The following is a 15,059-nucleotide window of genomic DNA, read 5'->3' on the forward strand; positions in this document are numbered from 1 at the left end:
GTTGCGGAATCTCCTGGACTGACGCTGGTGGACGACCGAGGAAGGCGAAGGTGCGCGCTGCCGCCGCGCGCTCTAGAGCGCGAGCAGCTCCTTGGTCGTGATGGTGAGTAGCTCGGGTCCGCCGTCCGCCTCCTGGCGCACGACGAGCGTGTCATCGATCCGGACCCCGCCCCGGCCCGGGAGGTGGACCCCCGGTTCGACGGTGACCGGCACACAAGCGTCCAGTTTACCCATGGCGGCAGGTGCCAGCTGCGGGTCCTCGTCGATTTCCAGTCCTACACCGTGCCCGGTCCAGGGCGCCAGGCCCTCCCCGTAGCCCGCGGCGGCGAGTACGTGCCGGGCCGCCCGGTCGACATCGCGGTACTCGGCGCCGGGCATGAGGGCCTCGCGGCCGGCCCGCTGAGCGGCGAAGACCAGGTCGTACAGCTCGATCTGCCAGTCCGCGGGGGTCGTGCCGATGACGAAGGTACGGCCGATCTCGCAGCGGTAGCCGCGGTAGTTGGCGCCCAGGCACACGGAGAGAAAATCGCCCTCTTCGACGCGTCGGTCCGAGGGGCGGTGGCCGCCGCGTCCGGCGTTCGGGCCGGTGGCGACGGACGTCGGGAAGCCGGGTCCGTCGGCGCCGTGGTCGACGAGGCGCCGCTCCAGCTCCAGGGCGAGATGCCGCTCGGTGCGGCCGACGAGGATCGACTCGAGCAGCTCGCCGAGGGCCTGGTCGGTGATCTCCGCGGCGATCCGCAGGCACGCGATCTCGTCCTCGTCCTTCACCATCCGCTGCTGCTCGACGGCTCCACCGAGGTCGGCGAGGAGCAGCCGGGGTGCTACCGAGCCGATGGCACGGTGGCGGGCGACGGTGAGGTGGTGTTCCTCGACGCCGAGGGAGTCCGCCCCGGCGGTCCCGGCGACCTGCGCGGCGGCGACCGCGGGGTCTCCCCCGTGCGTGGGCAGCACGGTCAGCCGCAGCTTCTCGTCCAGCCGCCCGTCGGTGGGGTCACCACTGGGCACGGTCGGGCACAGCAGGACATCGTCGGCGGCGCCGGCGGGGCTCAGCAGCAGCACGGCGCCGGGCGGGGCTCCGCCCGCGAGATAACGGACATTGGCAGGCCGGGACACCAGCGCCGCGGCAGTTCCGGCTGCGGCACACCGGTCGCGCAGCCGGCCTCGGCGGGCAGCGAACACCTCGGACATGCCACGAGCCTAAGAGCGACGGCGCGATCCGGCCGGTTGAGGGCGTCCGACCGGGCCACCGGCGAGGCGGTGACCGGGTGCTCCGCCGCGCGCCTCGGTCTCCCCCCGGGCCCTCGGCCCGGAAGGACCCCGGCGGGCGAATCGGGGGCTACCAGGCAGGCGGGCTCATCAGGGCGCGGGCCAGGACGTCGTCGAGGATGCGCGCCGTCGTTTCGACGTCGCACTGGGAGTTGTCGATGATCGGGAGCCCCGAGCCGTACCAGCCGGCCATACGGCCGTGGATGCTGGCGACCTCTTCGTCCGAGAGCCGGCGGTTTCCGCTGCGCTCCGCGTTGCGCTCCAGGACGATCTCCAGCCCAGGGAGCAGTACGACGGGCAGCAGGCCGGGGCCGACGTGCCGCTTCCAGCCGCCGAGGCCGACGACCGGGCGGTCGGGGAAGACGGCGTCGTCGAGGATGCACGAAATGCCGTTGGCCAGGAAGTTGCGGGCGGCGAAGCCGCAGGTGCGGCGGGCGAGGCGGTACTGGGCCTCGGACTGGTCGTTCCAGCCGGACTGGGGGTCGGCGAAGCCGGAGCATACCCATTCGCGGACGTCGTCCAGGCTGATGTGCGCGGTGGGCACGCGGCGGTGCTTGGCCCAGTGCCGGGCGACGGTCGTCTTGCCCGCGCCCGCCGGGCCGATCAGGAGGACCGCGAGAGTGGCCGGACCGGTGCCGCTGTCGGCAGGGGGCGTGGGGGTCCCCCCGGGCGAGGCTGCGGGGGGCGAGGGTATGGGGACCGGTCCGCCGGGGGGCAGCTGAACGTGGCCCGTGGTGTCACGGGACGGAGGCAACGGGGCGTGCTGCGGGGCGGGGCCGCTCCAGCCGGGAGAGGGCATGCCCTGCGGCGGCGGAGGGCCGGGGTGCTGCGCCTGGTGCTCCCATCCCGCCACCGGGCCGTGTCCCGGCACGGGCCCCGGCCCGGACGCCGTGACCGGTCCGGGAACGGGGCCGGACCCGGGAACCGGGATGGGGCCGGAACCGGGGACGGGGCCGGGAACCGGGATGGGGCCGGAACTGGGGACGGGGCCGGGTCCGGGAACGGGGACGTGTCCCGGAAAGCGCCCCGGCCCGTTGGACGGCAGCGGAGCTCCCACTGCGTGCTGCATCCGGTGCCACTCCGTCTCGTACGACTTCACGCTGGTCGGGCGGCAGTTGACCGGCCCGCACCGAACGGTACCCTCCCCGGCCGCCACTGTGGCAACGACCGGGGCCGGTCCAGAGTGCCCCGTCAGCCGGTGAGTTCGTCGGCCAGCGCGCGCAGGGCCAGCCGGTACGAGCCGATCCCGAAGCCCGCGACCGTGCCGGAGGCGACCGCAGCGACGACCGAAGTGTGGCGGAATTCCTCCCGTGCGTACGGATTCGAGATGTGCACCTCGATGAGCGGGGCGGTCCGCTGGGCGGCCGCGTCGCGCATCCCGTACGAGTAGTGCGTGAACGCGCCGGGGTTCAGAACGACGGGGACGGCACCGTCGGCCGCCTCGTGCAGCCAGCGGATCATCTCCCCCTCGTCGTTCGTCTCGCGTACGTCGACGTCGAAGCCGAGCTCCTTGCCCAGCGACTGGCAGGCGTCGACCAGCCCCGTGTACGACGTGGCGCCGTACACATCGGGCTCGCGCGAGCCGAGCCGGCCGAGGTTCGGCCCGTTGAGGACGAGGACCTTGCGGCTCATGCGGACACCTCGCCGAACGCCGCCAGCAGCACCGCCGGGTCCGGGCCCTCCAGCACCGTCGGCTTGGCCAGGCCGTCGAGCACGATGAAGCGCAGCAGATCACCGCGGGACTTCTTGTCGACCTTCATGGTCTCCAGCAGCTTGGGCCACTGGTCGCCACGGTACGTGAGGGGCAGTCCGACCGACTCCAGGACGGTGCGGTGCCGGTCGGCGGTCGCGTCGTCCAACCGCCCGGCGAGACGCCCGAGTTCGGCGGCGAAGACCATACCGACGGATACGGCGGCGCCGTGCCGCCACTTGTAGCGCTCGTTCTTCTCGATGGCGTGCGCCAGCGTGTGGCCGTAGTTGAGGATCTCGCGCAGGCCCGACTCCTTGAGGTCGCTGGAGACGACCTCGGCCTTGACCCGGATGGAGCGCTCGATCAGCTCGGCCGTGTGCGGCCCGGACGGGGTGCGGGCGCCCTCCGGGTCCGCCTCGATCAGGTCGAGGATCACCGGGTCGGCGATGAAGCCGGCCTTGATGATCTCGGCCAGGCCGCTGACGTAGTCGTGGACGGGCAGCGAGTCCAGCGCGCCGAGGTCGCAGAGCACACCGGCCGGCGGGTGGAAGGCGCCGACGAGGTTCTTGCCCTCGGCGGTGTTGATGCCGGTCTTGCCGCCGACGGCCGCGTCGACCATGGCGAGGACCGTGGTCGGGATCGCGATCCAGCGCACCCCGCGCAGCCACGACGCCGCGACGAAGCCGGCCAGGTCGGTCGTCGCCCCGCCGCCGACGCCGACGATGACGTCGGTACGGGTGAAACCCGTCTGGCCGAGTGCCTTCCAGCAGTACGCCGCGACCTCGACGGTCTTGGCCTCCTCGGCGTTCGGCACCTGGATGGCGACGGCCTCGTACCCCTGGTCGGCGAGGTCCTGGCGGACCGCGTCGCCGGTCTCGGCGAGCGCCTCGGGGTGGATCACGGCGACACGCTTGGCCCTCGGGCCGATCAGCCCGGGGAGTTCGCCCAGCAGCTGCCGGCCGACGAGCACCTCGTAAGGATCGGTGCCCGCGGTGCCGCCGACCTGGACACGGGTCACTGCCTGCTCGGTCATACGGTCTTCTCCTGGCCGGGGGTCCGGGGGTCGTCCCCCGGGAGATGCAGCAATTCGAGTGCGTCGAGGACCGCCTGCGCGACCTCTTCGGGGGTGCGGTCGTCCGTGGCGACGACGACACGCGCGACTTCGGTGTACAGATGCCGACGGGCCTCCATCAGCTCGCGCCACTGGCGGCGCGGGTTGACGGCGAGCAGCGGGCGGGCGGTGTTGAGCCCGACGCGGCGTACGGCCTCCTCGACGTCCATCGACAGATAGACGACGGGCAGACCGGACAGCAGCTCGCGGGTGCCCTCGTCGAGGATGGCACCGCCGCCGAGAGCCAGGACGCCCTCGTGCTCCGCGACGGCCGTCCGCACCGCGGCACGCTCCAGTTCGCGGAAGTGCGGCTCGCCGTCCTCGATGAAGATGTCCGAGATCTCCCGGCCCTGGGCGGCCACGATGTCGGCGTCGGTGTCCCGGTAGCCGGTGCCGAGGCGCTCGGCGACGAGGGCGCCGACGGTGGTCTTGCCGACACCCATCGGCCCGATCAGAACGACCTGCGGCCCGGCGGCCCCACGTTCGTCGCGTTCGTCGCGTTCGTCGCGTTCGTCGCGTTCGTCACTCACCGGATGGCCAGGTGGTCGAGGTACGACTGCACATTGCGGCGGGTCTCGGTGACGCTGTCGCCGCCGAACTTCTCGGCGACCGCGTCGGCCAGGACCAGCGCCACCATGGCCTCCGCGACGATACCGGCGGCCGGCACGGCGCAGACGTCGGAACGCTGGTGGTGGGCGGCGGCCGCCTCGCCGGTGCTGACGTCGATGGTCTTCAGCGCCCGGGGCACGGTCGCGATCGGCTTCATCGCCGCCCGTACGCGCAGCAGCTCGCCCGTCGTGAGACCGCCCTCGGTGCCGCCGGAACGGCCGGAGGTGCGCTTGATGCCATCCTCGGTGGCGACGATCTCGTCGTGCGCCTTGGAGCCGGGGACGCGGGCCAGTTCGAAGCCGTCGCCGACCTCGACGCCCTTGATGGCCTGGATGCCCATGAGGGCGGAGGCGAGGCGGGCGTCGAGGCGCCGGTCCCAGTGGACGTGCGAGCCGAGGCCGACGGGCACGCCGTACGCGAGCACCTCCACCACACCGCCGAGCGTGTCGCCGTCCTTGTGGGCCTGGTCGATCTCGGCGACCATCGCCTTCGACGCGTCCGCGTCGAGGCAGCGGACCGGGTCGGCGTCCAGCTTCTCGACATCGGCGGGCGTCGGGTAGAAGCCGTACGGGGCCTTCGCGGCGGCCAGCTCCACGACATGCGAGACGATCTCGATGCCCGCGGTCTCCTTCAGGTAGGAGCGGGCGACCGCGCCGAGGGCGACGCGCGCGGCGGTCTCCCGGGCGCTGGCGCGCTCCAGGATGGGCCGGGCCTCGTCGAAGCCGTACTTCTGCATACCGGCGAGGTCGGCATGGCCGGGCCGGGGGCGGGTCAGCGGGGCGTTGCGGGCCAGTTCGGCGAGCTCGGCCGGGTCGACCGGGTCGGCCGCCATGACCTTCTCCCACTTCGGCCACTCGGTGTTGCCGACCATCACGGCGACGGGCGAGCCCATGGTGAGGCCGTGGCGTACACCGCCCAGGAAGGTGACCTCGTCACGCTCGAACTTCATCCGCGCACCGCGTCCATAGCCGAGGCGCCGCCGGGCAAGGTGGTCCGCCACCATCTCCGTGGTGATCGGGACACCGGCGGGAAGACCCTCCAGCGTCGCCACCAGTGCGGGGCCGTGCGACTCCCCCGCGGTCAGCCAGCGCAACCTGCTCAACGGTGCTCCTCATGCTCGCGCCTGGAACTGCGACGGCGCGACCGGGTGCGCGGCCCTGGCCCGCCTCCCCTGATCCTCCCACGTCCGGCCCCCGGACCAGGCCGGTGGTCCAGCAGGCGGACGTGTTTGCGACGGGCGATGGCGCGAAATCAGCGTGCGGCGAGCGCTTCCTCGCCCGCCGCGCGCATGGCGGCGAGCGGCGCCGGGGAGCGGCCGGTCATCTGCTCGACCTGGAGTACGGCCTGGTGCACCAGCAGGTCGAGGCCGCCGACGACGGAGCCGTCCTGCTCGGCCCAGGCCGCCGCGAGCGGGGTCGGCCACGGGTCGTAGAGGACGTCGAAGAGGGTGCCGGGGCGGTCGGGAACGTACGGGACGAGGGCGTCCGTCGCTCCGGCGGGGGTGGTCGCGACGACGAGCGGGGCGTCGAAGGCGTGACCCGCCTCCGCCCAGTCGGCCGTGTGCACCTCGACGCCCAGCCGCTCGCCCCAGCCGCGCATCTCCTCGGCCCGGACATGGCTGCGTACGTAGGCGGTGACCGGGCCGGTACAGATCCGGGCGAGTGCGGCGAGCGCGGAGGACGCGGTGGCGCCGGCGCCGAGGACGGCGGCGTACTCCACCTTCTCGACGCCGCGCTCGCGCAGCGCGGCGACCATGCCGGGGATGTCCGTGTTGTCGCCGGTGCGGCGGCCGTCCTCGGTGAAGACGACGGTGTTGACGGCCTCGACGGCGGCCGCGGTGTCGCTGACCTCGTCCAGCAGCGGAATGATCGCCCGCTTGAGCGGCATGGTCAGGGACAGCCCTGCCCAGGAGCTGTCGAGCCCCGCCACGAAGCCCTCGAGATCCGCCTCGCTCACCTCGAAGCGGTCGTACGACCAGTCGTTGAGGCCGAGTGCCGCATAGGCGGCGCGGTGCAGCACCGGCGACAGCGAGTGGGCGATGGGCGACCCGAGGACCGCGGCCCTGCGGGCCTCAGCCGTTACCCGACTGTTCATTGAACTTGTCCTTCAGCCTCTGGAACTCGGCGATCGTCTTGGCGAATTCCGTCTTGTGCTTGCCGTCGGTCGCCACGAAGTACATCCAGCCGTCCTTCGTGGGGCTCAGGGTTGCCTCCAGCGCCAGCAGGCCCGGGTTGCCGATGGGCCCGGGGGTCAGCCCCTTCCGCGTGTACGTGTTGTACGGGTCCTTGTTGCTGTTGATCTCGGCTTCGCCGATCTTGATGTCGCTCCGGCCCTTCAGATAGTTGAAGGTGGAGTCGAACTGGAGCAGCTGGTTCGTCTCGGTGTTGGTCGGCTTCAGGCGGTTGTAGACGACCTCGGACATCTTCCGGTAGTCGTCCTTCGTCTTGCCTTCGGCCTGCACCAGGCTGGCGACGGTGATCAGTTCCCAGGGCCCTGCGAGACCGAGCTGCTTCGCCTTGGTCTCGACGCCGACCTTGGTGTACTCGGCCTTGGCGCGGGCGACCATCTTCTCGAGGATGTCCTCCGGCTTGCTGCCCTTGGCGACCGGATAGGTGGCGGGGAAGAGGAAACCCTCCAGGGGGTCCTTGAGGTCGGGGTGGCCCTGCGCCCAGTCGGGCAGTCCGAGATTCTTCGCCTGGGCCGCGGCCACCTTTTTCGTGGTGCCGGGTTCGAGATCGAGCCGTTTGTCGATCTGTGCGTAGATCTGGGCGTTCCGCTGCCCCTCGGGAATCGACATGGCGTTGCGGCTGCTGGGATCGAGCATCGCCTTGACCGCATTCGCGGCGGACATCTCCTTTTTCAGGATATATACGCCGGGCTGGATGCTCGTACCTTTAGGATTCTCGTTCTGGGCCGAGACGAAGGCATCGACGCTCTTCACGACGCCGGCCTTCTTGAGGACGTTTCCGATCTCGGTGCCGCTCGCACCCAGAGGGATCTCGACCTCGGCGGTGCCGGTGCCCGCGCCCTCGTAGTCCGGCGCGGCGCCGAACTGGCCCTGCCAGAACTGGTATCCGACGTAGCCGGCACCGCCGGCCCCACCGACCAGGACCATCGCGACGAACAGGCACGCGAAACCGTTGCGGCCCTTTTTCTTCTTCTTGGCGGGGCCGCGGCCGTCACGGCCGCCGCGGCGACCGTCCCCTGCCGGGTCGTCGTCCCCACCGTCGTCGTGACCGTCGTCACCCGTGAAGAAGGGATGGTCCTCTTCCTGCTGCGGGTCCGGCTGCCAGTCGGGTTCCGGCTCGGGCGCCCGGTGCGGCTGCGCTGCCGGGGCGGTGCGGCGGCCGGGAGGCTGCGGCGGCGGGTAGGCCTCGGGCGTCCCGTAGTAGTCCGCGCCGCCGTACGGGACTGCTCCCGTGTTCGGGTCGTACGGCATCGCGGGCTGCTGGCCGGTGTCCCAGGCCTGCTGCTGACCGGTGTCCCAGGCCGGCTGCTGGCCGGTGTCCCAGGTCCCGCCGTACTGCTGGGGCTGATGGAGCTGCTGGGGCGGGTACTGCTGCCCGTCGTACCCCTGGGGCGGGTACTGCTGCTGATAGCCCGTCGAGTACTGAGAATCGTTTCCGCTTCCGTAGTACGACTGCGCCTGCGGCTGCTGCGGGTACTGCTGCTGCGGCTGGCCGCCGTAGGACGCAGGACCGGGTTCGGCCTGCTGTCCTCTCCATCCCTGGTCTCCGTACAGCGGATCCTCGGGATGCCACGGTTCGGAGCCGGGGCCCCGGCCATACTCAGTCATCGATCCCCTAGTGCCGCGAGGCAGGCACCGGACGGTCCGCCTCTACGTTGTGCGGCAGCTGTTCGAACGCCGCCGCATCGCGCGGAACGTTACCGTATCGCGATCAGATGACCACTTCGACGCCCTCGCCGGGCGGATTACCTGATACCCGTTCGGACTCAAGAGCGTTCTGAAGGATGATCACAGCGGCCGCCTGATCGATGACAGACCGGCCCTTTTTGGACTTCACGCCCGAGGCCCGCAGGCCCTGACTGGCCGTCACTGTGGTCATCCTCTCGTCCACGAGCCGCACGGGTACGGGGGCGATGCCGCGGGCCAGCTCCTGGGCGAACGCGCGGACCTTGGTCGCCGCCGGGCCCTCACCGCCGCTCAGCGAACGGGGCAGACCGACGACGACCTCGATCGGCTCGTACTCCTCGACGATCTGCCGCAGGCGCCGGTGGGCGGCCGGGATGTCACGACCCGGCACGGTCTCCACCGGCGTGGCGAGGACCCCGTCGGGGTCGCACGAGGCGACCCCGATCCGGGCGTCCCCGACGTCGATCGAGAGACGACGTCCTCTGCGCATGAGGATCAGGCCCCTTCCGAATCGTTCTCCCCCAGAGCTGACGCCTGGGAGGGGCCCCCATCTCCGCCCGCGCAGCGCAGAGGTGCGGCCATCGTCGTCGACCGCGGCTCGGCGGCTGCGCGGACGTCGCTCACGAGACTTCGGCCACGAGACGCTCGACAGCCTCGATGGCGTCGCCGATCGCGTCCGGGTTCTGGCCGCCGCCCTGGGCGACGTCCGGCTTGCCGCCGCCGCCGCCGCCGAGGGTCTTGGCGGCGGTACGGACCAGCTCGCCGGCCTTGAGGCCACGCTCACGGGCGGCCTCGTTGGTGGCGATGACGGTCAGCGGGCGGCCGCTCGCGGTGGTGAACAGGGCCACCACGGCCGGGCGGTCACCGGGGATGCGGCCACGGACATCGAGGACCAGCTTGCGCAGGTCGTCGGCCGAGGTGCCGTCCGGGACCTGGCCGGTGACCAGCGCGGTGCCGCGGACGTCCTTGGCGGACTCGACGAGCCCCGCGGCGGCCTGGAGCACCTTCTCCGCGCGGAACTTCTCGATCTCCTTCTCGGCGTCCTTCAGCTTGCCGAGCATGGCGGCGATCTTCTCCGGCAGCTCCTCGGAACGGCCCTTGACCAGCTCCTGGAGCTGGGCGACGACCGTGTGCTCCTTGGCCAGGAAGTTGTAGGCGTCGACGCCGACGAGGGCCTCGATGCGCCGCACGCCGGAACCGATGGACGACTCGCCGAGCAGCTTCACCAGACCCAGCTGGGCGGTGTTGTGCACGTGCGTGCCGCCGCAGAGCTCCTTGGAGAAGTCGCCGATGGTGACGACGCGGACCCGCTCGCCGTACTTCTCACCGAACTCGGCGATGGCCCCCTGCTTCTTGGCCTCGTCGATGCTCATGACCTCGGCCTGGACGTCGAGCTCGCGGGCGAGGACCTCGTTGATCTTCTGCTCGACGTCGGTCAGGACCGTGCCGGGGACGGCGGCGGGCGAGCCGAAGTCGAAGCGGAAGCGGCCCGGCGAGTTCTCGGAGCCGGCCTGGGCGGCCGTCGGGCCGAGGGCGTCGCGCAGCGCCTGGTGGGTGAGGTGGGTGGCGCTGTGGGCGCGGGCGATGGCGCGGCGGCGCTTGACGTCGATGGCGGCGTAGGCGGAGGCGCCCACGGTCACCTCGCCGACCTGCACCGAGCCCTTGTGCACGGAGACGCCGGGGACGGGCTGCTGTACGTCGCGGATCTCGATGACGGCGCCGGTGTCGAGCTTGATCCGGCCCTGGTCGGCGAGCTGGCCGCCGCCCTCGGCGTAGAAGGGGGTGCGGTCGAGGACGACCTCGACCTCGTCGCCCTCGGAGGCGGCCGGCGACGGGACACCGTCGACGAGCAGACCGACGATGGTCGACTCACCCTCGGTCGAGCCGTAGCCCGTGAACTCCGTCGAGCCGGAGGTGTCGGCGACCTCGCGGTAGGCGGACAGATCGGCGTGGCCGGTCTTCTTGGCCTTGGCGTCGGCCTTGGCGCGCTCCCGCTGCTCCTTCATCAGACGGCGGAAGCCGTCCTCGTCCACGGAAAGGCCCTGCTCGGCGGCCATCTCCAGGGTGAGGTCGATCGGGAAGCCCCAGGTGTCGTGGAGCAGGAAGGCCTTGTCGCCGGAGAGCACCTGGCCACCGGTGGCCTTGGTCTCGGTGACGGCGGTGTCGAGGATGTTGGTGCCGGCCTTGAGCGTCTTGAGGAAGGCGGCCTCCTCGGCGAGGGCGACCGTCTCGATGCGCTTGCGGTCGGTCTCCAGCTCCGGATACTGCTGGCCCATGGTCTTGATGACCACGTCGACGAGGGCGGCGACGACCGGCTCGGTGGCGCCGAGCATGCGCATGTTGCGGATGGCCCGGCGCATGATGCGGCGCAGGACGTAGCCACGGCCCTCGTTGCCGGGGGTGACGCCGTCGCCGATGAGCATCACGGACGTACGGAGGTGGTCGGCGACCACGCGCATCGAGACGTCCGAGCCGTGGTTCTCGCCGTAGCGGACGCCGGTGAGCTCGGTGGCCTTGTCCATGACGACGCGCAGGGTGTCGGTCTCGTACATGTTCTGCACGCCCTGCAGGATCATGGCGAGGCGCTCGAGGCCGAGACCGGTGTCGATGTTCCTGCTGGGCAGGTCGCCGACGATCTCGAAGTCCTCCTTGCCGGAGCCCTCGCCACGCTCGTACTGCATGAAGACCAGGTTCCAGATCTCCACGTAGCGCTCGTCGTTGACGGCGGGGCCGCCCTCGACGCCGAAATCGGGGCCGCGGTCGTAGTTGATCTCCGAGCAGGGGCCGCAGGGTCCGGGGACGCCCATGGACCAGAAGTTGTCCTTCTTGCCGAGGCGCTGGATGCGCTCGGCGGGCACGCCGACGACCTCGCGCCAGATGCGCTCGGCCTCGTCGTCGTCGAGGTAGACCGTGATCCAGAGCTTCTCCGGCTCCAGGCCGTAGCCGCCGTCCGCCACGGAGCTGGTGAGCAGCTCCCAGGCGTACTTGATGGCGCCTTCCTTGAAGTAGTCGCCGAAGGAGAAGTTGCCGCACATCTGGAAGAAGGTGCCGTGGCGGGTGGTCTTGCCGACCTCTTCGATGTCCGGCGTGCGCACGCACTTCTGCACGCTGGTGGCGCGCGGGGCGGGCGGCTTGGTCTCGCCCAGGAAGTACGGCTTGAAGGGGACCATGCCCGCGTTGACCAGCAGCAGAGTCGGGTCGTCCGCGATGAGCGACGCCGAAGGCACGACGGTGTGCCCGCGCTCCTCGAAGAAGCTCAGCCAGCGGCGGCGGATTTCAGCCGACTCCATCAGTGGTCCTCATTCCGGTTGTACGAGCGCTTCTCGTAAAGCATCTCGTAGTGCTTCTTGTCCTGCTTCTGGTTTTCGGGAGCGCCGAGGCTCCGCTGCGCGGGGAGCCCTCGGTCGACGGGTGCCTCGATGCCCAGTGCCTCGCCGAGCTCGGTCTCGCGCTGGACCATTCCGGCCCGGACGTCGAGAGCGAAGTCCCTGAGCCGGTGTCCGGTCTCGATCGCCTTGTTGGCGGCCTGCGCGGCCAGGCTCTCGGGGGTCAGCTGCTTGAGTTTGCGATTGACCTTGGTCGTGGCCCACACACCGGCGGCGGCGCCCGCGGTGAACCAGAACGCACGACGGAACATCGCGGCTCAGCCCTTCTGCTTGCGGCGCCTGGCGGCCGGCACGGTGCGGCCGACGATGACCGTGCGCCGGGACTGCGCGGGCGGCGCATCGGTCTTGTTGCGGCTCATCGCCCGGCGTACGCCGTAGCCGAACGCGGCGACCTTGACGAGCGGGCCGCCGAAGGTCGAGGCGACGGTCGTGGAGAGCGCCGAGGCGTTGGAGGTGACCTCCTGGACGTCGGAGGCGATGGCGTCGACCCGGTCGAGCTGGGTCTGCGCGGAGCGTACGGTCGCCGAGGCGTCGGCCAGCAGCGGCACGGCCTGCTCCGTCACGTCCGCCACCAGCTTGGTGGTCGCCCTGAGCGTCTGCGCCAGCCTCACCAGCACCACGGCGAGGAAGGAGACCAGGATCGCCCAGAACACGGCCACCAGGATCCCGGCAACCTCTCCACCGGTCACGCTGCACCGCTCTCTGCTCGTCGATGGGCACTTCGAAAGTTGTCCTCCGACCCTATCGCGCCGGAGGTCACCCCCCGTACCGGATCGGCGGCCGCGCGAGCCGAAGGGGCGCGGCGGTGTCGAAAGGGAGAACGCGCGGAGGTCCCGAGGAACGAGGGACCGAGCACGATCGACCGGTCGGCGCCGACTTGGGCGCCCCGGAGGTGAAGCCAATACCGCGCACGGGAGTTGCACAGGACGATTGTACGGACTGCTTACATGTGGGTACGCTCCGTGTCCCATGCGACGGAGCAATCTCCCGGCGGAGCTCAACCGGTTCGTGGGACGCGACGACGAACTGTCCGAACTGGAACGCCTGCTGGCGGACTCCCGGCTGGTCACGGTGGCCGGGGCGGGCGGCGTCGGCAAGACCCGGCTCGTTCTCCGCGCGGCGGCCGACCTGGAGAAACGCTACTGCGACGGGGTGCGGATCGCGGAGCTGTCGGCGCTGCGCGACCCGGGGCTGCTGGAGCACACTATCGCCGAGGCGCTCGGTCTCATCGACCACACCAGCCGGTCCCCGCGCACGGTGCTCCTGGACCATCTCGCGGAACGCGAACTCCTCCTCGTCCTCGACGGGTTCGAGCAGCTCCTCGAGGACTGCGCCGCGCTCGTACGTGAGCTGCTGCGCCGCGCGCCCGGGCTGCGGGTGCTCGCCGCGGGCCGCCGGCCCCTGCGGATCGCCGGCGAGACCGTCCTGCCGCTGGCGCCTCTGACCGGGGACGACGCGGTACGGCTGTTCGCGGACCGGGCTGCCGCGGCGACGCCGGACTTCCGGCTGACCGACGGCAACCGTGCGGCGGTGCGGGAGTTGTGCAGGCGCCTCGACGGCATTCCGCTGGCCCTGGAGCTGGCGGCCGGCCGGCTTCCGGTGCTCGCCGTCGACGAGGCGCTGCACCGGCTCGACGACCGCTTCCGGCTGCTGACCGGCGGCGCCAGGGGCGAGCTCGCGCGCCACCGGACCCTGCGGACGGCGATCGGCTGGAGTCATGAACTGTGCACTCCGCAGGAGCGGCTGCTGTGGGCGCGGCTGTCGGTCTTCGCCGGGCATTTCGATCTGGAGGCGGTGGAGTACGTCTGCGGCGGGCCCGAGCTCCTGCCGGAGAACATCCTGGACGTGCTCGCCGAGCTGCTGGCCCAGTCCGTGGTGTGCCGGGAGGAGACCCCCGCGGGGGTGCGGTACCGGATGCTCGACACGCTGCGCGCGTACGGCGCGGAGTGGCTGGACGCGCTGGGCGACACCGCGCGGATGCGGCGGCGCCACCGGGACTGGTACATGGGTCTGGCGACCTGGTGCGAGCTCGACTGGTTCAGCCCGCGCCAGGCGGAGGTCGCGGCGTGCACGGACGCCGCGCTGCCGGACCTGAGGGCGGCGCTCGAGCTGTGCCTGGAGAACCCGGAGGAGGCACATCTGGCGCAGTATCTGGCCGGCACGCTCTGGTTCTACTGGGTCGGCTGCGGGCGGCTCGCCGAGGGACGGCACTGGCTGGAACGGGCGGTGGCGCCGGCGCCCGGCGACGAGGGGCACCACGACACGAGGCTGAAGGCGCTGTGGGTGCTCGGTTATGTGGCGATCCTGCAGGGGGACAGCACGGCCGCGGTGGGCGCACTGCACGAGTGCGGTGAGACCGCCGCCGCGACCGGGAACCGGCCGGCTGCCGCGTACTCCTCGCACCGCATGGGCTGTCTCGCGCTGCTCGACGACGACCTGCCGCGCGCCGAGGAGCTGCTGCGGGCGTCGCTCGCCGCCTATCAGGAGCTGGGCGAGCTGAACAGCAATGTGCTGATGGCGCAGGTCGAGCTGGGCATGACGCTGGTCTTCCAGGGCGAGCCGGCGGCGGCCGTCGAGCTGTGCGAGGAGGTCCGGGAGATCTGCGCGGAGCGCGGCGAGCGCTGGACGCGTGCCTACGCGCTGTATGTGCTCGCATATGCCCGCTGGACGCGTGGTGACCACCCGCAGGCGAGGGAGCTGCTGGGCGAGTGCATCGCCATCGACCACACCTTCCGGGATCTGGTGGGCCTTGTGCTGGCGATCGAGCTGCTGGCGCTGGTGACCGCGAGCGAGGGGGACCCGGCGGAGGCGGCGGTGCTGCAGGGGGCGGCTGCGCCGGTGTGGGACGCGGTCGGGCTGCCGCTGTTCAGCTCGGGCTACTTCAGCGCGCCGCGCGCGTTGTGCGAACAGCAGGCGGGGGAGGTACTGGGGACCGAGAGATACGGCGCCTGCCTGCGGGAGGGGCGGGCGCTGACGCTGGACGAGGCCGTGGAGCGTGCGCTGGCCCGGCGCCGGGAGCCGGCGCCCGGGGCGTCCCGCGAGCGTGCGGTGCGTACGGGCGCCGTCCGCCCCGGGAACGCGAGAGCCCGCCGGCTCCCCCACCGGTAGGGGCGGGGAAGCGGC

Annotated in this window: 13 protein-coding genes; 1 reads left to right on the plus strand and 12 read right to left on the minus strand. The window is 71.5% G+C overall.

What is annotated here, in order from left to right; genetic code table 11:
• Positions 1-72 precede the first annotated feature (72 nt).
• The 12 genes from AC0699_RS00535 to AC0699_RS00590 all read right to left on the minus strand — a co-directional run bounded on the left by AC0699_RS00535 (position 73) and on the right by AC0699_RS00590 (position 12,625).
• Entirely contained in the window at positions 73-1,188 is a 1,116-nt protein-coding gene (locus AC0699_RS00535; RefSeq protein WP_478653891.1) for a M24 family metallopeptidase, read from the minus strand.
• Between the two features lie 148 nt (positions 1,189-1,336).
• Positions 1,337-2,335: a Pro-rich N-terminal domain-containing protein gene (locus AC0699_RS00540; protein ID WP_478653894.1), complete on the minus strand. Its 999-nt coding sequence runs from the start codon at positions 2,333-2,335 to the stop codon at positions 1,337-1,339.
• Positions 2,336-2,457: 122 nt separating this feature from the next.
• Positions 2,458-2,898 (minus strand): type II 3-dehydroquinate dehydratase, encoded by a 441-nt coding sequence (aroQ, locus tag AC0699_RS00545; RefSeq protein WP_478653896.1) that lies wholly within the window; start codon positions 2,896-2,898, stop codon positions 2,458-2,460.
• Complete coding sequence (gene aroB / locus AC0699_RS00550) at positions 2,895-3,989, minus strand: 3-dehydroquinate synthase (RefSeq protein WP_478653898.1); 1,095 nt, start codon at positions 3,987-3,989, stop codon at positions 2,895-2,897. Before aroB ends, aroQ begins: the two co-directional genes overlap by 4 nt.
• On the minus strand, positions 3,986-4,510 hold the full coding sequence (locus tag AC0699_RS00555) for a shikimate kinase (protein WP_478654589.1): 525 nt from the start codon (positions 4,508-4,510) through the stop codon (positions 3,986-3,988). The genes aroB and AC0699_RS00555 overlap by 4 nt, the downstream gene beginning before the upstream one ends.
• Positions 4,511-4,593: 83 nt before the next feature.
• Entirely contained in the window at positions 4,594-5,778 is a 1,185-nt protein-coding gene (aroC, locus tag AC0699_RS00560; RefSeq protein WP_478653900.1) for a chorismate synthase, read from the minus strand.
• A 149-nt stretch (positions 5,779-5,927) separates the two neighbouring features.
• Positions 5,928-6,770 (minus strand): shikimate dehydrogenase, encoded by an 843-nt coding sequence (locus tag AC0699_RS00565; protein ID WP_478653902.1) that lies wholly within the window; start codon positions 6,768-6,770, stop codon positions 5,928-5,930.
• Positions 6,748-8,472 carry an endolytic transglycosylase MltG gene (mltG, locus tag AC0699_RS00570; RefSeq protein WP_478653905.1) on the minus strand — a complete coding sequence of 575 codons (1,725 nt, stop codon included), beginning with the start codon at positions 8,470-8,472 and terminating at the stop codon, positions 6,748-6,750. Before mltG ends, AC0699_RS00565 begins: the two co-directional genes overlap by 23 nt.
• 103 nt (positions 8,473-8,575) lie before the next feature.
• Positions 8,576-9,040: a Holliday junction resolvase RuvX gene (ruvX, locus tag AC0699_RS00575; RefSeq protein WP_478653907.1), complete on the minus strand. Its 465-nt coding sequence runs from the start codon at positions 9,038-9,040 to the stop codon at positions 8,576-8,578.
• A gap of 130 nt (positions 9,041-9,170) precedes the next feature.
• Positions 9,171-11,840: an alanine--tRNA ligase gene (gene alaS, locus AC0699_RS00580; RefSeq protein WP_478653910.1), complete on the minus strand. Its 2,670-nt coding sequence runs from the start codon at positions 11,838-11,840 to the stop codon at positions 9,171-9,173.
• On the minus strand, positions 11,840-12,187 hold the full coding sequence (locus tag AC0699_RS00585; protein WP_478653913.1) for a DUF6167 family protein: 348 nt from the start codon (positions 12,185-12,187) through the stop codon (positions 11,840-11,842). The genes alaS and AC0699_RS00585 overlap by 1 nt, the downstream gene beginning before the upstream one ends.
• A 6-nt stretch (positions 12,188-12,193) precedes the next feature.
• On the minus strand, positions 12,194-12,625 hold the full coding sequence (locus AC0699_RS00590; RefSeq protein WP_453663546.1) for a DUF948 domain-containing protein: 432 nt from the start codon (positions 12,623-12,625) through the stop codon (positions 12,194-12,196).
• A gap of 280 nt (positions 12,626-12,905) precedes the next feature.
• Here AC0699_RS00590 and AC0699_RS00595 point away from each other — a divergent pair, with 280 nt between their 5' ends.
• Positions 12,906-15,044, plus strand: a complete 2,139-nt coding sequence (locus tag AC0699_RS00595; RefSeq protein ID WP_478653915.1) for an ATP-binding protein — start codon at positions 12,906-12,908, stop codon at positions 15,042-15,044.
• Positions 15,045-15,059: the final 15 nt, after the last annotated feature.

This window comes from Streptomyces sp. NPDC043870 (genome assembly GCF_056435785.1).